The following is a 22715-nucleotide window of genomic DNA, read 5'->3' on the forward strand; positions in this document are numbered from 1 at the left end:
TCAAACAGGAAAATTTAAACAAGCTCTAAAGGTTGGCATAATCCGTTATGTCTTGGAAGTTTGCCGCGTCTGCCGCGTCTAACTGGGCTTGTAACTTCTTTTTGGCTTGGTAAATGTCATAGGCAGTTGGCTCCACAAACTTCCAGTCGTATTGTGGATTCACGACACCTTCCGTTCCTTCGATGACTAACGGGTTGACCCCGAAGTCGCCTTCGTTGATTCCGATGTAACATCCGGCATATTGTGAGCTTTCACCATATAGGGGATCTTCATCGGCGATTTTGATGCGGTAAGCACCATTGTCTTGTTTCACGATTTTCCACAGGATGTGTCCTTGTTTGTCATGGTCCACACAGAGTACAAGTTCGCTGGGAATGTAGAATTCATGGAGCTTGCTGTTCGTCTTCCCCTCCATCATGGACATGCGCCAACCGTATGCGTCGTTATAAGACCCGTCCGTGACGGGACGGCGGCTCAGTTCATAGTCCTGCCCGTAGCTCAGTGTGACCTTCTTTCCCTCTTCGGCCACGATGAGTTCCGTGCCCCAGTTGTTTTTCCAATTGCCATCGCACATGAATTTCCGGGTGGCTACATGGTAGACATAATATACACCGCCTCCGTTCTCGTCGGGAGTCAAAGCCGGGTCAACAAAGGTCAAGGCCGGGTCGGGCCAGTTTTCAGACGCCCACAAGGGCAACGTGGATGAAGTTGCGCTGCATAATGCCATGGCAACGAGTAATTTGTTTCTCATTTCGTTAGAATTGAAGTTAGTCTGCCGACCGGGCTAAATCAGTGTGTGTGTAGCACGGGCCGCAGTGTTGTTTTTATTAATTAAATGACGTAGCAAGGAAGTAGACACACTGATTCCACCAATTTCAATGGTGAATATACTTCCATTTGGTTTGCTTGACGCAAAGTTAATGGCTTGCTTCCTCGGCAAGCGTGCGGAATCATTCTGAAAGAAGGGGAATTCCGTCAAACTCTCCATGGGGATATGCAGATAGTGTGAAATCGGTCAAAAAGAGGGCTATTGTTGCAAAAAGCATACGATGGGATGGTGGAACCGTTTAATTTATCATATCTTTGCGGAAAACTGGATCGTAAAATTCTAAGGCCATGAGACGGTACGTTTGTTTTTTTATGCTTTTTCTTTGGGAATGCCATGTGACGCTTATGACAGCCCGGCCATACGAGATGCAGCACTTGGGAGTGGAAAACGGTCTCTCAAATAATTTTGTGCTTGGCATGGCACAAGACAAGCGTGGTTGCATCTGGGTCGCTACGGATGTCGGTCTGAACCGTTTCGACGGAAACAGTTTCATGGTCTACAAAGCGCATGATTCGGGACTTACGTCCGATGCCTTGAACACGCTCCTTTATGATGAGGCAGAAGATGTGTTGTGGATTGGCGGTAAGTTCAGCGGACTTTGTGCTTGGGACGGCCAAACCGGATGTTTCCGTACCTACGAAAACCGTAACGGTTTAAAGTTAGAGAATGTGGTGCATTTGGCAAAGGCCGGTGACGGAGGGATTTGGATTACACCCCATCATGCGGATCCCATTCATTTTGACACCCGTACACAAAAGTTTTCCACCTTGTCCGAGATGGGCGTCCATTTGGATTATCATTCTAATTTGTGTGCTTTCGAGGATGCCGGAATATTGTATGTCGGTCACAATCGCGGTGGGCTGAGCATGGTGGATTTGAAGAGTAAGACCGTACGCCGGTTTTTCCACGATCCGGCTTCACCGCAGAGTTTGCCGGAGGACAGGGTATATGCTATCTGCAAAGACCGCATGGGGCATATCTGGGTAGGGACCGGACGGGGATTGGCCCTGTGGAATCCCTTTGCCGACAATTTTACGGTATTCCGGCATGGCCGGGGTAATCCTTCTTCTTTGGTGTCGGATTGTGTTTACGACATTTGTGAGATGGCGGACGGTAAACTTTGGATCGCTTGCGATATGGGCGGTGTGAGTATCTTGGATTTGCATCAGATGGCTTTCAAGCATCCTGAAGAAGTGGTTTTTGAGAACTTGTTGCCGGAAGGGGACGGGAAAGGACTTTCGTCCGGCAATATCCGCAAAATCCTACAGGATTCATTTGGCAATATCTGGATTGGAAATTATAACAGCGGCTTGGATTTTGTCAGCCACAATCGTCCGTTGTTCCGGACTTTGGGCAGTAAGCCTGCGTATGGGATGTATAAGGACGAAGAGGGCCGGTTGTGGGTAGGCGGGGAAAATGAATTGTTCTTGTATCGCGGCGGCAGGTTGTTGGAACGTTTTGATTTGTCGCCTTATTTGTCACGGTTCTATGGATGGGTGAGTGCCATCGTCGGTGACGGCATGGGGGCTTTGCTGATAGGTGTTTCTGGTAACGACCTCCTGAAGATGGAAGTCCGGACGGGAAGGATTGAGCGTATGCCTTTGGATGTGCGGGACTTGAGCGTGTTTACCTTTTTTAGGGAGGACGGAAAGTTTTGGATGGGGACCGTATTGGGATTGTATACTTATAGTGGTGGGAAGATACATAAGGAGACGGAGCTGAATCGCCAGTTGGAGGAAAAAAGCGTGTATGGTATCCTTCGCGACCGGCAAGGCAAGCTTTGGGTCGGGACTTGTGGATGGGGAGTTAAAGTGTTCGACCGTAACCGGCGTGTAGCGGCTGAGCTGAACACCGATATGGGATTTCCGGATGGTTCCGTAAATGCACTGTTCGAGGATTCCCGAGGCGGGGTTTGGATTGCCACGCGTGCCGGGTTGGGGTATGTCAGGGACACTCGCCGTCCTGATTCATTTCTTTTTTATGGTCATGAGCATGGTTTGGAGGACGTTTTCATACGTTCCGTTCAAGAAGACTCGCATGGAAGGATATGGGTTTCCACCAACAATGGCATCTCTCATTGGGATGAACGGAAACAGCGGTTTGAGAATTATGATTACCGTGATGGGGTCCCGATGGGAAATCTCGTTGAACGGTCAGCTTGCCGGGGGGCGGATGGTACGCTTTATTTCGGTTCGATGAAGGGTATCTGCTGTTTCAATCCTTTGGGATTGGATACGATGTCCCGCCGTGCAGGCAGTGTACAAATCATCGAGTGCCGGGAAATGGACAGCCGTACAGGGAGAGGCGGAAAATTGATTTTACCGGGAGAAAACGGGGAGATTGAATTGCCTTATCATCGCAATGCTTTCCGTATAAGTTTCTCCGTGCCCGATTATGCACAGAACGGGCAGGTGGAATATGCTTACAAGATAGAAGGATTGGAACGGGAATGGGTCAATATCGGAGAGGAAAACCAGATTTCGCTCCGTAACATGCCTTTCGGGACTTATACCTTCCGAGTGAAGGCCAGGCTGAGGAATGGGGAGTGGGACGAAAAGAATGTGGCTACGATGTCTGTCCGCATCCATCCTCCGTTATGGCTGACTTGGTATGCCTGGACTTTTTACGGATTACTGGCCTTGTCGGCTTTGTGGCTTTGGATGCGTGCCTATAAACGCAAATTAGCCGCCAAAGCCGCCATGGAGGCAGAAGAAAAAAGGATGCGCGACGAACAGGAACTGAACAACGAGCGGCTTCGTTTCTACACGAACATCACGCATGAACTGCGTACGCCGCTCACTTTGATACTCGGCCCGTTGGAAGACTTGGCCGGAGACGGGAATTTGCCGGATGTTTACCGCAAGAAAGTCGGTTTGGTGCATAAGAGTGCTTTGCAGTTGCTCGACCTGATTAACCGATTGTTGGATTTTCGTAAGGTGGAAACGCAAAACCGGCAGCTTCGGGTGGCCAAAGGCAGATTGGGACGTTTGGTGACCGAGATAGGCTTGCGCTACAAGGAACTGAACCGGAACCCGAAAGTGGATTTCCGTATAGAAGTTCCGGAAGAAGAGTTCCGGATGTATTTCGATGCGGAAGTCGTGACAACCATCCTGAACAATTTATTGAGCAATGCGATGAAATATACGCCGGAGGGGCATATATGTTTGCGTTTGTGCCGTGGAGAGGAAGAAGGAAGGCCGTATGCCGAGATTTCCGTGTCCGATACCGGATATGGGATTGCACCTCAGGCCTTGCCTCATGTTTTCGACCGCTATTACCAGGCAGAGGGAAAGCATCAGGCCTCAGGTACAGGTATCGGGTTGGCTTTGGTGAAGTCTTTGGCCGATTTGCACGAAGGGGTGCTGGGAGTGGAAAGTGAAGCGGGGAAAGGTTCCGTTTTCGTATTCCGCCTTTGGGCCGACCAAGTTTATCCGTCGGCTCTCCATTCGGAAGTTGCGGCGGAGATGGCCGGAGAGCATGTGGCTGACGAAGGGGAAGAGGCTGACATCAGGCCGCTTGTGTTGGTTGTTGAGGACAACGATGATATCCGGGATTACGTGGCCTCTTCCTTCGATGAAGGATACCGGGTGGTAACAGCCATGAATGGCAGGGAGGGATGGAGGGAAGCCCAACGTCTTGTGCCGGATATCATCGTCAGCGACATCATGATGCCGGAGATGGACGGGATTGGGCTATGCCGGAGGGTGAAAGAAGATGTACGTACTAGCCATATACCGGTCATTTTGCTGACGGCCAAAGATTCCATCCGGGACAAGGAAGAAGGATATGATAGCGGTGCCGATTCTTATCTGACCAAACCGTTCAGTGCCACGTTGCTGAACAGCAGGGTACGTAACCTGTTGGACATGCGCAGGAAACTGGCTCGGATGATTGTGGGAAAGGCAAAAGACGAAGAACGTGGAATGCCTGCCGGAGAGGTTCGTCTCAGCAAATTGGACGAAGAGTTTATCCGTCGGTTTACCGACGTGGTGACGGAGCATATCAGTCAGGATAAGTTGGATATCCCTTTCATGGCCGACAAGATGAACATGAGCGTGTCCACGCTTTACCGTAAGCTGAAAGGGTTGACCGGCCTGTCGGGCAATAAGTTCATCCGGAAGATAAAGCTGAAACGCAGTTTATACCTGATGACCGAACAAGGGCTCAACGTGACGGAAGCCGCATACTCCAACGGTTTTAACGATGTGGGTCATTTCAGACGCTGCTTCAAGGAAGAATATGGCGTTTCACCCTCGAAATACACAAAGCGTTAAGGCGTGTGTCATGTGATGCCCTATTCACATAATTTCCCGATGGCTTTTTCCAAGTCTTCTATTTGCTCGTCCCGCGCCACAAGGTCGCCGTGGCGGTCGATGAGGAAGAAGGTGGGAAGGCGGCGCACGAGGTAAGAGCCTAAATAGCCCGAAGCCTCTCCTCGGCTCTCATAGACGCAAGTCCAGGGCAGGTGTTCGCATGCCGTTTTCCAGTAATGTTCATCGGGGTCGATGGATACTTGGTAAATCTCAAATCCCTGTGCGGCGTACCGGTCGTAAAGTCCCCTCATCTGCATGATGCGTTCTTGTGAAGACGGAAGGGAGTAAGCAGTGAAGTCCAACAGTACGACCTTATTCCTGATGTCGGAAAGTTTGCGGTTTTTACCGTGTATGTCCGGCAATTCTATGTCGATGATGCCCGAAGCGGATATCTTTTCCGGGTCGATGTCTGCCAATGATACGGGAGTGGGGCGTTTGGTGTTCTTCATGCCTTGTATGGCAATGTTGTGCAAGTTTTCCGTGCGGTTGGTGCCTGGATAGTTCGCGTCCCATGCCGTGGCCACGGCTCCCACGAACTTGATGTCGTCCGGATTGCTTACCGGGTTGAAGATGAGGCTTCCGTTTACGGTCTGGAACAGGGCGAAGTAAGCCGGGGCAGAAGCAGGGGCTTCCATGATGTACTTCTTTTTCATTTCCTCCTTGTAGAGGTCTATTTTTTCACGGACGAGCCGTTCCTGTTCCCCTAACGTCAGGGTCTTGTCGGTCATGATGTCCCTGACGGATTGTTGCAAGGCGATGAGTTTGCCGTTGATTTCCTTTAGGGTTTGGCAGTCGGGTGAGCCTTCCACTTCATAGCCGGTGCCCATGGCGGGCCACGTGGCTTCCACGTGTATGGTCTCCGTAGAGTCTACGGACAAGTTGACGATTTGCCGGTCGATACGCAGGCGGTAAAATTCCGGATTGAAAGGACGCATGCCATGGAAACGGAAGTCGCCGTTTTCGTCCAGGCGGATAGAGTCAAGTGCTTCTATGCCGTTCAAGGTGACAGCCTCGAAGTAGAGTGTCTTGCCGTCGGCTTCGGCAATCCGTCCGTTGATTTCAAATTGTTCTTTCTTGTCTTTACAAGCCGTAGCCAGTATCATGAGGGCGGCCATGGCGCATGTCATTTTTTTCATCTCGGCATCATGTGTTTACAAACCATTTACAAAGATAGGGTCTTTCGGCTTCTCTCGGAGTATGAAACTACGGTTTTTTCGGAAAAAAGCCATGTTGTGCCATTTTTTACGGGCTTTAAGTCTGATTTATCAATATTTATGCGTACATTTGCCCGATTTATTGATGAAACATTTTAAGAAACCAAATGAACGTAATTAAGAAAACAGTCGAATTGCCTGATGGGAGAACCATCAGCATCGAGACCGGGAAATTGGCCAAACAAGCCGATGGAGCCGTTATGCTCACTATGGGCAACACGATGCTCTTGGCCACTGTCTGTGCCGCCAAAGATGCCGTTCCCGGAACAGATTTTATGCCTTTGCAGGTAGAGTACAGAGAGAAATTCGCCGCTGCCGGCCGTTTCCCCGGAGGTTTTACCAAGCGTGAGGGTAAGGCTTCTGACTATGAGATTCTGACCTGCCGCCTGGTGGACCGCGCTTTGCGTCCCTTGTTCCCCAGCAATTATCACGCAGAAGTTTATGTGAATGTGATTTTGTATTCTGCCGATGGCGTGGACATGCCGGATGCATTGGCCGGTTTTGCCGCATCTGCCGCATTGGCAGTTTCCGATATACCGTTTGAAGGCCCGATATCCGAAGTGCGTGTGGCACGCATCAACGGCGAGTATGTGGTCAATCCGACTTTCGCCCAGTTGGAACAGGCCGACATGGACATCATGGTGGGTGCCACGGAAGAGAACATCATGATGGTGGAAGGCGAGATGAAGGAAGTGACCGAACAGGACTTGCTCAACGCCTTGAAGGTAGCCCATGAGGCCATCAAACCGATGTGCCGCCTCCAGAAAGAGTTGGAGAAGGAAGCCGGTAAGGAAGTGAAGCGGGAGTATTGCCATGAGGTGAACGATGAGGACTTGCGCGAAGAAGTGAAGAAGGCTTGTTACGACGCAGCGTACCGTATCGCCCAGGAAGGCAACCGCGACAAGCATGCCCGTGAGGATGCTTTCATGGAAATCCGCGAAAACTTCAAATTGTCGTATGCTGAAGCACACGCTGACTTGTCGGAAGACGAACTGGCAGAGAAAAATACATTGATTGACCGTTATTACCACGACGTGGAGCGCGATGCCATGCGCCGTTGCGTGTTGGACGAAGGCAAGCGTCTCGACGGGCGTGCCACTACGGAAATCCGTCCTATCTGGTGCGAAGTGAGTCCACTGCCGGGTCCCCACGGATCGGCCATCTTTACGCGTGGCGAGACCCAGTCGCTTTCTACCTGTACGCTCGGTACGAAGTTGGACGAGAAGATTATCGACGAAGTGCTCGAACAAAGCAAGATGCGTTTCTTGTTGCACTATAACTTCCCGCCGTTCTCCACGGGAGAGGCCAAGGCGCAACGCGGCGTGGGCCGTCGTGAAATCGGTCACGGCCATTTGGCTTGGCGCGGCCTGAAAGGGCAAATCCCTGAAGATTTCCCTTATACGGTGCGTGTCGTGTCCGATATCCTGGAGTCCAACGGTTCTTCTTCCATGGCCACGGTTTGTGCCGGGACGTTGGCGCTGATGGATGCCGGTGTGCCGATGAAGAAGCCCGTCAGCGGCATTGCCATGGGCTTGATTAAGAATCCGGGTGAGGAAAAGTATGCCGTGCTGTCCGACATCTTGGGTGACGAAGACCACTTGGGCGACATGGACTTCAAGACGACCGGTACTATCGACGGTCTGACTGCCACCCAGATGGATATCAAGTGCGACGGTTTGAGTTACGAGATTCTGGAGAAGGCCCTGATGCAGGCGAAAGCCGGGCGTGAACACATCTTGGGTAAACTGACCGAGTGCATGCCTGCACCGCGTCCGGAGTTGAAGCCGCATGTGCCTCGCATCGTCCAGATTACGATTCCGAAGGAATTCATCGGTGCTGTCATCGGCCCGGGTGGAAAGATTATCCAAGGTATCCAGGAGGATACAGGTTCTGTCATTACCATCGAGGAGACAGACGGTGTAGGTGTCGTACAGGTGAGTGGCGCCAATAAGGACGTGATAGACGCAGCTTTGGGTAAAATCAAGTCTATCGTGGCTGTGCCCGAGGTCGGTGAGGTGTATGACGGTGTGATTCGCAGCGTGATGCCTTACGGTGCATTCGTGGAATTCATGCCGGGTCGCGACGGTTTGCTCCATATTTCCGAAATCGACTGGAAGCGTCTGGAAACGGTGGAAGAAGCCGGACTGAAAGAAGGCGACCACATTCAGGTGAAACTGGTGGATATCGACCAGAAGACAGGCAAGTTCAAGTTGTCCCGTCGCGTGTTGCTCGAAAAGCCGGAAGGCTACGTAGAGCGTCCAGTCCGTCGCGAGCGTCCTGAGAGAGGCGAACGCCGCGAACGTCGCCCGCGCAATGACGGACAAGGAGGCGAATAAATTGTTTCATCAACGAAAATGATAACCGAAAGGCTGTCTGCTATCCTGCGGACAGCCTTTTTGATTTGGAGACACTCATATTTTTCTTTTCAAATTTATGGGAAAATATTTGGTTATCTATAAGAAAAACGTCATATTTGCAAAGTGACATCAAAAAGGACATGTTATGAGTGTGAATAGTGCCCAAAGCCTTATAGGAATGTTGGCGGTTGTGCTATGGCTGAGTTCATGTGCCACAAGCCGGCGGAGAGCCTACGATATGCGTCCGGAGAACCGTGCCGCGCTGTATCAGGAACGCAAGGCTTCGCCCTATTACAGAATGGACAATGAGCACACGTTCCCTATCTATAAGGCACCTTATACAGTGAATCAGCAAGAGGGGCAGGTGCTTTTCGGTAGGGGGGCTTATGAGCTTTACCGTGCGAAGGACGCGACTTATGTCACGGCTACGTACCGTTGCCCAGAGGACTGGTGGTTTTTTAATTTTAATTCAGGATGGGCCATTATCGACAACAAGAGAGGCGACCGTTACATGTTGCGCGAAGTGGAGTATTATCCTACGGATACATGTTTTTGGATAAAGGACAGCAGGGACAAGTTTGTTCGTTTCGTATTGGTTTTCCCTCCGCTTCCCAAAAAAGTGAAGACCGTGGATTTCTTTATACCTTCCGGTGAGTCGCGTTTTAATTTCGACGGTTCGGAAAAGCATATGTCCGGCTTGTACGTGGAAGATTTACGACCTAAACACCGGATACCTCAAGGCGAGGTCATCCGCTGATCCCGGTTCGGCGTGGGATGTGGGGGTGGTTCCTGATTTCGGGGGCTGCCCCCTAATTTTGTCTTTCAGGCTAGACTGAGGCTGACATAATGTCAAAACGGAATCCTGCAAAGGAAGGTAAATAGAGTGGTTGTGAAGTCTTCTTGTTTGGTTCTTTTAACCTTTTAGACGGTTTTCGGTTTGTTTTTTGCATTTGTTGAGTGAATTTGTGATTCAGTCTCAGCCAAATGATTTTTCGTTTGGCTGAAAAAACATTTTTTTTGTCCGCATGTTGTTCGCCAACCCTCTGCATGTCGGTGCGAAGTTTTCCCGAAAACGGGGTGGCGATGCACCTCCGAGGCCCGTTTTTTCTCTATTTGAGGTGTTTTGCTGTACTAAAAAGGAATGACAGATTGTCTTGTGAATCTTGTTTTATGCTTACATTACCTTTTTCATATCAGCGGAAGTTGTGCCTTTTCATTGTGTTTCGTGAAAGGCAGGAGCCTCTGGTGTTTGGCAAATTGTCCGTCCCCTAATCCGCGAGAATCGCGTATTTCCAGCGGCTTCCGGCCTTGGGGACAAAAAAGGGATTCCTGAATGGGAGGTTTGACATATTGCAAATTCTTTAGGATAGAGGTGTATGGGTAGTCAAAATGACATGTAAGGTGTCTGTCTTTTTATGGCTTTTGTCATTTTTTGATAGGGAAAAGTACGGAATGTAACAAATCAAAAAGGAAGTGTTACATGGTAGAAAGTGTGATTTTTGTATTTTCTCTATATTTGTACCGTGAAGTTGTTCATGTGCAGCTTGATTTTGGATAGTATATTCATGTTCAATATATTATGATTTTGTCTTTGTTGTTATGATATTCGTAAAGAAAAGATTCTTGTTAGTGTTATTGCCTTCTCTTTTATTGTTCGCGTGCCGTGAATCAGTCCAATTTCCTTTGAAGGCTTTTGATGGCTTTGATGATGGAATGCGGAAAAACGGTGACGGGTTAGCTGTGGAGGCATTCTTTGCTGTGCCCCTGCAGTCGGGGGCACAGTGTATGGTGGAGGGTATAAAAAAAATCATACCAGTAGATTCGTTGCTGATTGTGGTGTCTGAAAGGAGCGTCTTGGCATTCGACCGCAGTGGGCATTATATATGTAATTTTGGGCAGCGCGGAAATGGAGAGGGTGAATATATAAAAGTGTCCACGGCTTATTGGGACAAGTCAACACGTACCTTACGAGTGATTGACGGTATCCGGAACCGCGCTTTGGTGTATGCCCAGAATGGGAAGTTGCTTGATACGCTTTTTTTCCCGCCTGCTACTTTTTCTTTGTTGGGAACGGCAGAGAGTTTGGGCAGGCATCGCCTTTTTTGTGCCAATTACATTTATAACGACCAAAACGTGGTGATGTCGGATTTTGATATGTCAAAAGAAGAAGGGGAGCCTGTATACAGGTTTCCCGGGCAGACGGACAACACGCAGGAATACACAGGGAGGCATCCTTTCGCGTTGTCCGGCAATGAGATAGCATGCGTGTTGCCGTTCGACAACCGGATATATGTTTACTCAACCGAAGACATGTCCTTGCAGCCTCGGATGGAAGTGTTGACTCGCCAACCGGTTCTGGCCGAAGAACAGTTGGTTGAGATTGAAGATTATGGTATCAACCGTTATGCGGAAGAATTGTCACGCGGTGTTTTCGTGGGCTTTACGGATATATTCGAGACAAGTGGGCATTATTTGTTGGGTTTTTCCAATCTTTATTATGCCGTGGCGGACAAGGTTGCAGGCCGTGTGAAACGGTATGGATATGGAGTGGATAAGGAGAATGTAGATTGTCTTCCTTTGGTGAACATACTGTCAACGGACAACGACGGTTACTTGATTGGCTATGAGAATGCGTTCGATTTGAAGTCTTGGCGTTTTGCGGACAGCATACAAGACAGGCATTTGCGTGTGATGGAGCGGGCTGTGTCTACCATGGCAGAAGAGGATAATCCTTGTCTGTTCTTTTATAAGCTAAAGCGTTGATTTCGAATATAAAGATAAGAAAGGATATTTGTCTTCATATTTTATAGCCACTCGGCCGGGGCTTTATCGACCTTGCGGAAGTTGTGCTTTCCGGAGGAGGTAAAATGAAAGCCGGAAGCCTTGGAAGGCGACAAATTCTTCGTGTCGTAGTCTCGGAGAATCGCGTATTTCTAGCGGCTTCCGGCCTTGGGGACAAAAAAGGGATTCCTGAATGGGAATATTAACAAAATGTCATGGCCTGTCTAATTGCCGCAAGGCAAATGTATAGGCTCCCAAGGCAATGGAACGGTTGGTCCCTTGCCGGGTGAGGGCTATTCCCGTACGTTTGAACGCGTCATAGGGGATGGTCCTGTCGGTATCCAGGACAGGAATGAGGCGTTTTGGGGTGGTTGCGAAGGCTTCAAATTCTTTCTCGTCTTCCAAGTCGTATATTTCCATCTGCAAACGGGGGAAACGGCTGCCGTCGCGCATGCCCAGTGTGCCGCGCAAACCTTCAAACAAGGCGGGGCGGATGTATTTATAGGCACCCGACAAACCTCCGCCAATGACTACAAGGCCGTCTATCAGGGTGAGGGCGGAAGCTAAGGCTTCTGCGGCCATTTGCCCCAGTTCGGCAAAGGCTGCCCGGGCTGCTTCCGGATTGCCGTTCCGTGTCCCTTCGGCGATTTGGAAGATATCCTTGGGGGAAAGGTTTTCTGCTGAACCGGATTCCCGGGCATAGACATGTCTCACGGCACGGATGCTCACGCTTTCTTCCACGATATATTCCGGATACTTGTGATTGCGTTGGCACCACACATCGCCACCGGTAGAGTTGTCGCCCGTGAGCAGCTCGTTCCGGATGACAATGCCTGCCCCGAAACCCGTGCCGAGCGTCACACCAATCAGGTTGTGGTAACGCCGTTGCGAGCCGCAGGCTTTCAACCGGTCGTTTACCTCCGGTAGGATGCCGGTCAGGGCTTCGCCGTAAGCGAACAAGTTACCGTCGTTGTTGATGAAAACCGGAATGCCGAAAACGTGTTCCAGATAGGGGCCTAAGGCCACGCCTCCCCGGAAACCCGGGAAGTTGGGCAGGTCTCCGATGATGCCGTGCGCGTAGTCGGCCGGTCCCGGAAAGGCGAAACTGATGGCCGAAGGAGCATAAGGCAGTATTTCCCGGATGCTTCGGAAGCCTTCGGCCAATGTGCGTTGGCACCGTGCTGCATCATCTGTCACAGCGGGGACAGACAGAGGGCTGACGATTTCCTGCCCGTTAGCCATGGCAGAAAACACGAAGTTCGTACCACCTGCATCTAACGTCAGGACGATACGCGGGTCTTGGGTGTAATTCATGTTGATACGGTATTTAGGATTTGAAACGGATGTACGCCTTAATCGTGCCGCATTCCCGGCCTATGGAACTTCCGTAGGGACGGATTGTATATTCACCCACACAAGCCGGAATAATGAATGTCTCGGCATAGTGGGCGACAAACGGCTCGAAGGCATGCGTGGGGCTTTCTACGATGAGTTCGTCGCCTTCCACCACGTTGAGTACGTTTACGCCGCCGCCCGTGTGGTGACGCACGGTGCCGGTAAACCAATGGCGGCGTGTCTCGATGAATTCGTTCTCATGCAGGCCTGTGCGTTCCTCGCGCCAACCTTCGCCTTCGGCCACAGGTTCCACGTGGTTGGCCAAATGCCGACGGACAAAGTCTGTCTGGCGTTCCCATTGGATGACATGAGAGCCGTGCCCGATGTTGATGGGGCGGGGGCGGCCATCCAGTCCCAAGCGTCCCCAATCCCACAGCTTGAATGTGAAGATGCTGGGCGTGGCACTGATTTCCAACACCATGGCTCCGGCTCCGGAGCAGTGTACCGTGCCGTTGGGGATGAGGAAATGGTCGTGCTTGCGGGCAGGCCAGCGGTTGACGTACTTTTCTGCCTCGAAGGGTTCGCCCGTCTCCTGTGCGCGGTTGAGGGCGGCAATCATTTCCGTAGGGTCGGTGCCGGTCTTCAAGCCGAGGTAGACGGTGGCTCCTTCTTCCGCATCGAGCAGGTAATAACTTTCGTCTTGTGTGTAATAGATGCCGAATGTGTCGCGGATATACTGCGTGGTGGGATGGACCTGAAGGCTCAGGTTTCCGCCGCCCATGGTATCGAGGAAATCGAAACGGATGGGAAAGTCTTGTCCGAAACGCGATTCTACGGGGGGACCGAGTAAGGCGCGGGTCTGGTGGAACACCAAATCGTTGGCAGGGATTTCGAACAGTTCGCCTCCGACTTGGAGGAAGAGGCTGTTCTCTTCCGGTACGCAGTCGAAGCACCAACCGTAGTTGGCTTGTTTAGGATCGAGGCCGCACACTTCTTTCATCCATTGTCCGCCCCATGGTGCAGGGTCGAAGAAAGGCACGACGCGGAATGGTCGCCGGGCGGTCTGTTCGAGCCCGAGGCGCAACGTGTCGCCCTTAATCATCTTCGGTCGGCCGGGAATCGTGGTGTCTAACCAATAATCTGCCGTGGGCAGCAACTTTTTCTTCAAGTCGTCGCATACAAGCCAGTCCACGAAGTAGCCGCGCTTGTAATGCCGCGAAGGCTCTTCTGCGCGGTTGTCCACGCCGAGATTGTGTATTTCGTGCCGCCGCGCCCGTTGCTGTATTTCCCAACGGGGCATGTCGGCGTATACGGTCAGGCCGGCTTCTGGTGCCACTAAGGCCGCGCCATGCCCGTAGACGACAACACATCCTTCGGTGGCGGCAATGAGGGCTTGTGCCTCGCGCGTCTTCTCTTGGTCTAAAAAATCAGCATATTTGAAATGTGACCGGAAGCCGAAGAGGCGGTCGTCCGTCACATAAGGAAAGGTCATTTCCTGTATGGTCCCGGGCGACTTGAACAGCCTTTCGGTATCAATCCATAAGGACGGGGAGAGCGAAGAAAACGCTTCGCGCAGTTCGTCGTGATGTACGCCTTGGTAGCATTCGATGCGGATTACGTAAGTCTGTCCGCAGGGGCGTGTGGGACAAACGCGCCGGATTTCGCCGCAGATGTCCTCCCAACCTTTCCATAGTTTCCCCTCCACGGCTGTGAATGGGGTTTTGTCGTAATTGCTTTGTCTCATATTTGTGTTTTTTATTTTTCCATCCATAATTCCAGAAGTCCGCCTTGCGTCAGATCCTTGTGGCTGATGCGGAAGTCGGCCAGGGGCTGCCCGTTGAACAGTTTCTTGCCGATATAACAATTTTCGGCAGAATTATGGTAAGTCTTGATACGGAAGTCCTTTCCTGTGTAATAGTCGGGCGAGAGATGGATGATGATTTCATCGAACACGGGCGACGTGATATCGTAATATGGGTGAGTGTCGCAGGTACCCGTCAGGCTGAATAGTCCTATGGACATCAGGGCGCTCACGCCGCCCATCTGCCCTTGGTCTTCATCGTGTCCGCCATATCCTTTGTCCGGTGTAGTGGCTCCATAGGCTTTTTCATTGACTTGGCGTACCCAGTACTGGCATAGGCGCGGTGCGTCGAGATGGTTGAACACATGTGCGTTGGAACAGCCCGGTTGGTTGGCATAGCTCACGTAGCCGTCGGTGTAGCCGAAAACGAATGATTGCGGGGCGGCTTGTTCAAAAGCATGGTTCAACATGCGGGCTGCTTCCTTTTTTTCGCCTATCATGTCGGCCAACCGGTCAATATCGTGTGATACCGACCAAGTGGCCTGCCAAGCGTTGGATTCTGTCCATCCCCATCCGCTCAGGCCGTCGGTATGCAGCCATTCGCCGTTGGAGCTCTTGGGGAACACCAGTTTCTTTTCGGGGTGTAACAAGGCTGTCCATCCGTGGCTGCGTCGGTCATAGTAACGGGCTTCCTTTTTCTTTCCCATCTTGAGGGCCATCTGGCCTAATGCCCAGTCTTGGAAGGCGGCTTCCAGCGTGTTGCCTGCATGGTCGGGGAAGTAGCCCAAACGTTCATAGTCGCGTATTTCGTCCGTGCTGCCCATCATGCCACCGCCCCGGTGGTTGGATGCCATGACGCAGAATGCCTCTTGGGCAGGCACTTTGGTGAGTATGCCTTTCTGGTAGGCACTGGTGATGAGTGGTGTGGCCGGACAAGTGGTCATGATGTAAGAATAGCCTCCGGCCACGGGACCGCGCGGCAACAGGCCACCGTTACGGGCATATTGCACGAGACAGGCAGCGAAGTCGTCCTGCACTTCCGGCCAGGCTAGTCCCCAAAGGATGTTCAGGTTCCATTGCGTAAGCCAAAAGGCATCCGAACTGTACATGTGGAACCGTGCCTGTCCTTGGTTGTCTTTGGGCAGCGTGCGGGTATGGTATTTCACGTTGACCGTTTGTGACCCTTGGCGTGTGCCGTCGGTGTAATCCGGATAACATCCGTTGGCATCGTCTATCTTATGACGGCCCAACAGGACATGCCAAAGGTCGGTGTAGAATTTGGTCTGCTGAGCCTCCGTACCACCTTTCACTTCGATGCGCCCCAGATAACGGTTCCATTCCGCACGTGAGTCGGCACAAGCCTGGTCGAAGTTCCAGTGTGTGAGTTCTGAATCCAAATTGGCGAGGGCATTTTCGGCACTGGTATAGGAGATGGCGCATTTTACCAATACCGTGTCGCCGGTAGCGACTGGATATTTGAGACTTACACCGGAAGTCGGAGCGTCATAGTAGCTCATGCCTTCGTTGCGGGCGTTGAGCGTGCCTGTGCCTTTCAGCCTGTCGGTGTCCTGGAAACGTTGCGTGCCATCCCAACCGTCCATGCAGTCCATGGCTTTGTCAAAACGTAGGGCATAGTATATCCTGATTCTTTCCGGACCGCCCCACAAACGTCCCCCCGTATCAACAGAACCTACGATTTCGCGGTCTCCGGTTTTACGCACGTCGGCATTGAACATTGTGGATGTGGATACATAGCCTCCGAGGTTAAGTAGCAGGTTTAAAATATTGTTTTCTTTTCCGGTATAGGTCAGGCGGTAGAAACAGACACGGTCGGAAGCTGTTTGTTCCACCCACAGCTGATAACGTTCCAAAAACATCCGGTGGAAACCAGGACGGACGATTTCTCCCTCGTGACGGAATGGCGATTTCCAACCTTGTTCGCCTTGCGTCGGGTCTACTTTACCGGTGGTGGGCATCAGGGTGACGCCAGAAAGCATCCAGTCGTGAATTTGGGGGAAACCTAACACCTCTGTGGAATTGTAGTTGTATCCGCCCCCGTACTGGTTCTTGTTACGGGTGAGTGGTGCAGCGCTAATCATGCCGAAAGGCTGGCTTCCGGTGACGAAAAAGAAATAGCGTCCTCGGGCAGATTCGATATAAGGGTCTACTTTTGATACGAAATCTTTGCGCGAATCTTTGGCGGTATAGACTTCTATTTCCGACAGTCCGGGATGGAGGCCGTCGGCATCGGTGGATTCAAACTTGACCCACTCTACCGTCTTGGCAGGGAACTTAATTGATTTGGGGCTTCCGTCATTAGGTATTTCAAACACTTTGAGTTCACTGCCGTCGCTGAAATGTAAAATTCCTCCGGCCAAGTGGCTGTCTGGGTCCGGGCGGTCGTAGAGGAGGATTTCCCCGATGGTGTAGGGCTTTTCCCATTGCAAGGTGAGTGAAGGGTATTCTATTTGGCCATAGAAATTGGTTTGGCTTTGCGAACGCCATTCACCTTGGTCGAACACCCGGATTATTCCGTCAATGGCACGGGAGGCTTCGTAGCCTTCCATGGACGAGGAAGCCGTAATCTGGGCCAAAGGGGCGATGTTGTCGCTCGTCGCTTTCATGGCGTAAGGAGAAAGTGCACTTAAAAGAACAATTCCAATGCTTTTTCTTTTCATATTCGTTCAAATGTAGAATAAAAACTGATGCAAAGAAAAGCATTTTGTGGATTTTGCGGCTTTGATTATGTTCCGATTTGCTTGTATTTTCTTACGGTACGATGTGCAACTGCCGACGTTGGTTTTCCTGCGTTCGGTAGAGTGAGGGCGGGATACCGATGATTTTGGAGAAAGTCCGTGAGAAATAGGCCGGGTCTTCAAAACCTAAGGATTGCGATATCTCATTGATTTTTAGTTCGCTGAATTCTAACAGTTGGCAGGCTTTCTGCATCTTTAGTTGAATGAAATAGTGAATGGGAGAACCACCTATTTCCTGCCGGAACATATCCGAGAAATGGGAGGGGGAGTATTTGAATTGTGCGGCAAGTTGGGATAAAGTGAGATTGTTTTGCACATTCTCATGCATAAAACGGATAACGCGGTGAGCGAAAGAAGGACTTCCCATAGTAGAGGTAATGTTGCGGTAGGGCTTCAGGAAAGTGAAGGAACCTAAAAATTGGTATAGGCATAGGCAGGAATACAGCATATATTCTTTGCGGTAGTTCATGGAGAAATTATGGAATATCTCGTCAAAAAGCCGCAAGCGGTCTTGTATACGGGAGTCGTCTCCCGGTTGTAGAGGCTGCGGGGCATATCCCGAAGGGAGGAAACGGTGGGCTTGTGTGCCTTGGAAATGAAGCCAGTAAATACTCCAAGGATTACGGGATGACGCACCGAAAGTGTAAGGAGTGTCCGAGGGAAGGATGACAAACTCGTTCTTTCGGAGTATGTAAGTTTGGCCGTTGATTTCATACCAACCTTTTCCATCTATACAGTAGATGAGCATGGCATAGTCACATCCGTCGGCTTTTTGGATGAAGTGGAAGCGTGCTTGCGGAAAGTAGCCTATTTTACGGATATAGAGGTTCCGAACTAAGGGGTCTTTCCTGTACTCCTCCAATAGCTTTTCCGAAACAGACACTACCCTTTCGTTTTTGAATCCTTCTTTAATCTTTATCATCTATAATATAATAAGGTGTAAATGGATGATGTGGATTGCAAAAATACGGATTTTAAAAGAATCCGCCGAAAGAATGAGAACGAAGAATCGTTAAAAAAAGAAAGAGTGCCTGTCGTGTAGACAAACACTCTTCGTAGATTGCGCTTCAGGATGGGCTTGAACCAACGACCCCCTGATTAACAGTCAGGTGCTCTAACCAACTGAGCTACTGAAGCAAGTGCAATTACGGGAATTGGGCGCTTCAGGATGGGCTTGAACCAACGACCCCCTGATTAACAGTCAGGTGCTCTAACCAACTGAGCTACTGAAGCAGTCTGGGGCATTCCCCTTAATTGCGATGCAAAAGTAGTGGTATTTTTTGAATTGTGCAATTTATTGGTGAAAAAAATGACTTTAAAATGAAAAAATCATAAGCCGGAAGAATACTTGTCTCCATATTTTGCTACCGTATGGTTGAAATGATTAAATTTGCGGTATGAAAAAGATATTCTTAGCTGTGGGGCTTTGCTGCATGTCGGCCGTTCCCGTGTCCGCCCAAAAGGACAGTAACCATAACTTCGAGATTTCAAAGAATCTGGAAATCTTTAATGACATTTATAAGCAACTGGATATGTTCTACGTCGATTCCCTGTCGGCCGATACGGTGATAGAATGGGGGATAGATGCCATGTTGCGGCAGGTGGATCCTTTCACGGTGTATTATCCGGAAGAAGGAATGGATGAACTGAAAGAGATGACTACCGGGAAATATGCCGGAATAGGGGCTGTAATCCGATTCTATAAGAAAGAAGACCGGGTGATGGTCATAGAACCCCAGGAAGACAGCCCGGCCATAGAAGCCGGAGTGAAAGGAGGGGACTTGATTCTGTCCATCGACGGAAAGGATATGAAAGGAAAGAGCACGCAGGAAGTAAGCGAAAACTTACGGGGCGATGCAGGTACGACTTTTGAACTGACGGTGAAGCGTGCCGGAGTGGAACATCCTTTGTCGTTCAAGATTACGCGCCGGAATATCGCGATGCCCCCCGTGCCTTATTACGGAATGGTGGCAGACGGTATCGGTTATATTTATTTCGAACGTTTTGTTGACGGTTGTTCGCGCGATGTCCGCCGGGCCGTGGTCGATTTGAAGGAGCAGGGTGCCAAGGCGTTGGTGATAGACATGCGTGGCAATCCGGGCGGACCGTTGAGCGAGGCCGTAGAGGTGACGAACTTGTTTGTGCCCCGTGGACAGAAGGTCGTGTACACGAAAGGCAAGTTGGCTTCGGTCAATTCGGAACACTACACGAAGAAAGAACCCTTGGACGTGGATATTCCGGTGGCTGTGTTGGTAGACGGTTCTACGGCATCCTCGGCCGAAATCGTTTCCGGGGCATGGCAAGATTGGGACCGTGCCGTGATAGTCGGTGAGCGTACTTACGGTAAGGGGTTGGTGCAGATGATTCGTGAGGTGCCTTATCACGGAAGTCTGAAGGTGACGACGAGCCGCTATTATATTCCTAGCGGACGCTGTATTCAGGCGTATGACTACCGTCATTTGAATCCGGACGGCTCTGCGAAGACTTTGCCGGACAGTCTGACGAAAGCGTTCAAGACGGCCGGTGGCCGCGAGGTTCGCGACGGTGGCGGCATTAAGCCGGACGTGGTGATTACACCGGACAGTCTTCCGTCCATCGTTTATGACATAGCCACTTCCGATGTGTTGTTGGACTACGTCAACCATTATGTGCAGACGCATGCTGCCATTGCGCCGGCCGGGGAGTTTTCCTTGACGGATGCGGATTACGCTGATTTTGTGAAGATGGTGGAAGGGAGTGATTTTACTTATAAGCGTCGTACAGAGGAAATGATGAAATTGTTGGAGCGGACAGCTCGCTTCGAGGGATGCTATGAGGGAGCCAAGCCGGAATTCGAGGCGTTGGCTGCAAAGATGAAGGGCGGTGTGTCTGCCGACTTGGAAGTCCCGAAAAACAAGGAAGAAATCAAGTCGGTGTTGGAAAGTGATATCGTAGCCCGTTATTATTTCAGGCGCGGGGTGGTCCAACAACAGTTGAAAGCGGATAAGGACTTGAAAACCGCTTTAGAGATTTTGACAGATACGGAACGTTATGCAAGTTTGCTTAAACCGGTGAAAAAATGAAAAAGAGAAGGGCGAATCCTAACAAGGGCATCATGTTCGGTATCATGGCTATGGCCGTAGTCGTGTTGGCGGTTGTCGTGTTCTTCTGGATGTGGTGTTTCCCTGACGGGACGCATGGAACGGAAGAGGCACGGACGGAGTATCGGATATCGTTGGATGAAGGTTTCCGGGGCGATAGCGTGCTGTTTCAAATCAATGACAGCGTGGTGTTTAGTCGAAGGGTGGCCGCAGATTCATTGGAAGTCGTCGTGGCGGTGCCTGATAAAGAGAATTTATTGATGGTGGTACGCCCGGAAGCAGATGCGGTCAGTTCGTTCGAATTGCCTTCGGAAGGCGGGCGTGTCGTGTTGCGAAACCATGACGAAACGGTGTCTATGGAAGCCTTTTGAACCGGATTTTCTCAAATGATATAAAATAACTGTTTGAAAGCTTGGCAGATTGATGCTTTTTGCCTACTTTTGCAGTCGTATGATGAAGTGAGGGGCTTGAGCGGGCTCCTCACTTTGCATTTAATAGTGTAATCGCATGATAGAAAAGAGCATTGTAAGAGGGTTAGTGGAAGAATGGCTGGAGGGCCGGGATTACTTCCTGGTGGACGTGGCCGTGAGCGCGGACGACCGCATCGTGGTGGAGATAGACCACGCCGAAGGGGTATGGATAGAAGACTGCGTGGAGCTGAGCCGTTTCATCGAGAGCCGCCTGAGCCGCGAGGAAGAGGACTATGAACTTGAAGTGGGCAGCGCCGGGATCGGACAGCCGTTCAAGGTCCTGCAGCAATACGTGAACCATGTGGGGAGCGAGGTGGACGTGCTCATGGCCGACGGGCGCAAGCTCCACGGGGTGCTGACGGCTGCCGGCCCGGAGAGTTTCGAGGTGACGGTGAAGGTCAAGAGGAAGCTGGAGGGGGAGAAGCGCCCGAAATGGGTGGAAGAGACGGTTACACTGCGGTATGACGAAATAAAGTACACGAAGTATTCAATAAGTTTTAAATAGGAACCATGGCAAAGAAAGCAGAAACCATCAGTTTGATTGATACATTTGCAGAGTTTAAGGAGACGAAGAACATCGACCGCGCCACGTTGGTGAGCGTGTTGGAGGAGAGTTTCCGCAGCGTCATCGCCAAGCTCTTCGGCTCGGACGACAACTACGACGTGATCGTGAACCCGGACAAGGGCGACTTTGAAATCTACCGCAACCGCACGGTCGTGGCCGACGGGGAGGTAAAGGACGGCAACCGGGAGATTTCCCTCACGGAGGCACGCCAGATTGACGAGGATTACGAAGTGGGCGAAGAGGTGAGCGAGAATGTGGACTTTGCGGGGTTCGGCCGCCGCGCCATCCTGACCCTGCGCCAGACGCTGGCCAGCAAGATCCTGGAGCTGGAGCACGACAGCCTGTATAACAAGTATAAGGACCGTGTGGGCGAGATCGTGAGCGCGGAGGTGTACCAGATATGGAAAAAGGAGATGCTCTGCGTGGACGACGAGGGCAACGAGCTGATATTGCCCAAGACGGAACAGATACCTTCCGACTTTTACCGCAAGGGCGAGGCCGTGCGCGCCGTGGTGGCCCGCGTGGACAATACGAACAACAATCCCAAGATTATCCTGAGCCGCACCTCCCCCGTCTTCCTGCAACGCTTGCTGGAAGCCGAGGTGCCGGAAATACACGACGGCCTGATCACGGTGCGCAAGATTGCGCGCATGCCGGGAGAACGTGCCAAGATTGCCGTGGAGAGCTATGACGACCGCATCGACCCGGTGGGAGCCTGCGTGGGCGTGAAGGGAAGCCGCGTGCACGGCATCGTGCGCGAGTTGCGCGGCGAGAACATCGACGTGATCAACTACACGCAGAACATTTCGCTGTTCATTACCCGCGCGTTAAGCCCGGCCACGGTGAACAGCGTGCGCATCCACGAAGAGGAGCGCAAGGCGGAAGTCTACCTGAATCCAGACCAGGTCTCGTTGGCTATCGGAAAGAGCGGGTTGAACATCAAATTGGCCAGCATGCTGACGGAATATACCATAGACGTGTTCCGTGAAATAGAAGGGGCCGAAGGAGAAGGCGACGACATCTATCTGGACGAGTTCGTGGGCGACATCGACCAGTGGATCATAGACGCGCTGAAGGGTATCGGCATGGAAACGGCTAAAGACGTATTGAACGCGCCGCGTGAAATGTTGGTATCCCGTGCCGATCTGGAGGAAGAGACCGTGGACGAGGTATTGAGAATCTTAGCAGAAGAATTTGAGGAAGAATAAGCACAA

14 protein-coding genes and 2 tRNA genes are annotated in these 22715 nt (G+C 51.1%); 8 read left to right on the forward strand and 8 right to left on the reverse strand.

Annotated elements, in window-relative coordinates:
• Nucleotides 1–25 precede the first annotated feature (25 nt).
• Nucleotides 26–751 carry a hypothetical protein gene (locus HMPREF9442_RS11820; protein ID WP_008628882.1) on the reverse strand — a complete coding sequence of 242 codons (726 nt, stop codon included), beginning with the start codon at nt 749–751 and terminating at the stop codon, nt 26–28.
• A 365-nt stretch (nt 752–1116) separates the two neighbouring features.
• On the opposite strand from HMPREF9442_RS11820, the gene HMPREF9442_RS11825 reads away from it, so the two are divergent.
• Nucleotides 1117–5103: a hybrid sensor histidine kinase/response regulator transcription factor gene (locus HMPREF9442_RS11825; protein ID WP_050795529.1), complete on the forward strand. Its 3987-nt coding sequence runs from the start codon at nt 1117–1119 to the stop codon at nt 5101–5103.
• Between the two features lie 20 nt (nt 5104–5123).
• Here the strand turns inward: HMPREF9442_RS11825 and HMPREF9442_RS11830 are convergent, their stop codons facing one another.
• Nucleotides 5124–6278 carry a TlpA disulfide reductase family protein gene (locus HMPREF9442_RS11830; RefSeq protein ID WP_008628887.1) on the reverse strand — a complete coding sequence of 385 codons (1155 nt, stop codon included), beginning with the start codon at nt 6276–6278 and terminating at the stop codon, nt 5124–5126.
• 185 nt (nt 6279–6463) lie between these two features.
• On the opposite strand from HMPREF9442_RS11830, the gene pnp reads away from it, so the two are divergent.
• The 3 genes from pnp to HMPREF9442_RS11850 all read left to right on the forward strand — a co-directional run bounded on the left by pnp (nt 6464) and on the right by HMPREF9442_RS11850 (nt 11476).
• A complete protein-coding gene (gene pnp / locus HMPREF9442_RS11835; protein ID WP_008628889.1) occupies nt 6464–8692 on the forward strand; it encodes a polyribonucleotide nucleotidyltransferase in 2229 nt (742 codons plus the stop codon).
• 166 nt (nt 8693–8858) lie between these two features.
• Nucleotides 8859–9470, forward strand: a complete 612-nt coding sequence (locus HMPREF9442_RS11840) for a hypothetical protein (RefSeq protein WP_008628890.1) — start codon at nt 8859–8861, stop codon at nt 9468–9470.
• A gap of 956 nt (nt 9471–10426) precedes the next feature.
• A complete protein-coding gene (locus HMPREF9442_RS11850; RefSeq protein WP_157183538.1) occupies nt 10427–11476 on the forward strand; it encodes a DUF4934 domain-containing protein in 1050 nt (349 codons plus the stop codon).
• Nucleotides 11477–11707: 231 nt separating this feature from the next.
• Here the strand turns inward: HMPREF9442_RS11850 and HMPREF9442_RS11855 are convergent, their stop codons facing one another.
• From HMPREF9442_RS11855 to HMPREF9442_RS11880, 6 genes are all read right to left on the reverse strand, one after another.
• Nucleotides 11708–12808: an ROK family protein gene (locus tag HMPREF9442_RS11855; protein ID WP_008628902.1), complete on the reverse strand. Its 1101-nt coding sequence runs from the start codon at nt 12806–12808 to the stop codon at nt 11708–11710.
• Nucleotides 12809–12821: 13 nt separating this feature from the next.
• On the reverse strand, nt 12822–14573 hold the full coding sequence (locus tag HMPREF9442_RS11860) for a class I mannose-6-phosphate isomerase (protein WP_040603082.1): 1752 nt from the start codon (nt 14571–14573) through the stop codon (nt 12822–12824).
• Nucleotides 14574–14584: 11 nt separating this feature from the next.
• Nucleotides 14585–17308: a GH92 family glycosyl hydrolase gene (locus tag HMPREF9442_RS11865; RefSeq protein ID WP_008628906.1), complete on the reverse strand. Its 2724-nt coding sequence runs from the start codon at nt 17306–17308 to the stop codon at nt 14585–14587.
• A gap of 91 nt (nt 17309–17399) precedes the next feature.
• Nucleotides 17400–18308: an AraC family transcriptional regulator gene (locus tag HMPREF9442_RS11870; RefSeq protein ID WP_008628908.1), complete on the reverse strand. Its 909-nt coding sequence runs from the start codon at nt 18306–18308 to the stop codon at nt 17400–17402.
• Between the two features lie 141 nt (nt 18309–18449).
• Nucleotides 18450–18523, reverse strand: a tRNA-Asn gene (locus tag HMPREF9442_RS11875).
• A 22-nt stretch (nt 18524–18545) separates the two neighbouring features.
• Nucleotides 18546–18619, reverse strand: a tRNA-Asn gene (locus tag HMPREF9442_RS11880).
• Nucleotides 18620–18783: 164 nt separating this feature from the next.
• Here HMPREF9442_RS11880 and HMPREF9442_RS11885 point away from each other — a divergent pair.
• The 4 genes from HMPREF9442_RS11885 (at nt 18784) to nusA (ending at nt 22709) form a co-directional block, all read left to right on the forward strand.
• Complete coding sequence (locus HMPREF9442_RS11885) at nt 18784–20448, forward strand: S41 family peptidase (protein ID WP_008628911.1); 1665 nt, start codon at nt 18784–18786, stop codon at nt 20446–20448.
• Entirely contained in the window at nt 20445–20837 is a 393-nt protein-coding gene (locus HMPREF9442_RS11890) for a hypothetical protein (protein ID WP_008628913.1), read from the forward strand. The genes HMPREF9442_RS11885 and HMPREF9442_RS11890 overlap by 4 nt, the downstream gene beginning before the upstream one ends.
• A 136-nt stretch (nt 20838–20973) precedes the next feature.
• The gene (gene rimP / locus HMPREF9442_RS11895) at nt 20974–21441 is read left to right on the forward strand and encodes a ribosome assembly cofactor RimP (RefSeq protein ID WP_008628915.1); all 468 of its coding nucleotides are present in this window, start codon (nt 20974–20976) and stop codon (nt 21439–21441) included.
• Between the two features lie 5 nt (nt 21442–21446).
• Nucleotides 21447–22709, forward strand: coding sequence for a transcription termination factor NusA (gene nusA, locus HMPREF9442_RS11900; RefSeq protein WP_008628917.1), 1263 nt, complete (start codon nt 21447–21449; stop codon nt 22707–22709).
• Nucleotides 22710–22715 lie beyond the last annotated feature (6 nt).

This window comes from Paraprevotella xylaniphila YIT 11841 (assembly GCF_000205165.1).
Taxonomy (GTDB): Bacteria; Bacteroidota; Bacteroidia; order Bacteroidales; family Bacteroidaceae; genus Paraprevotella; species Paraprevotella xylaniphila.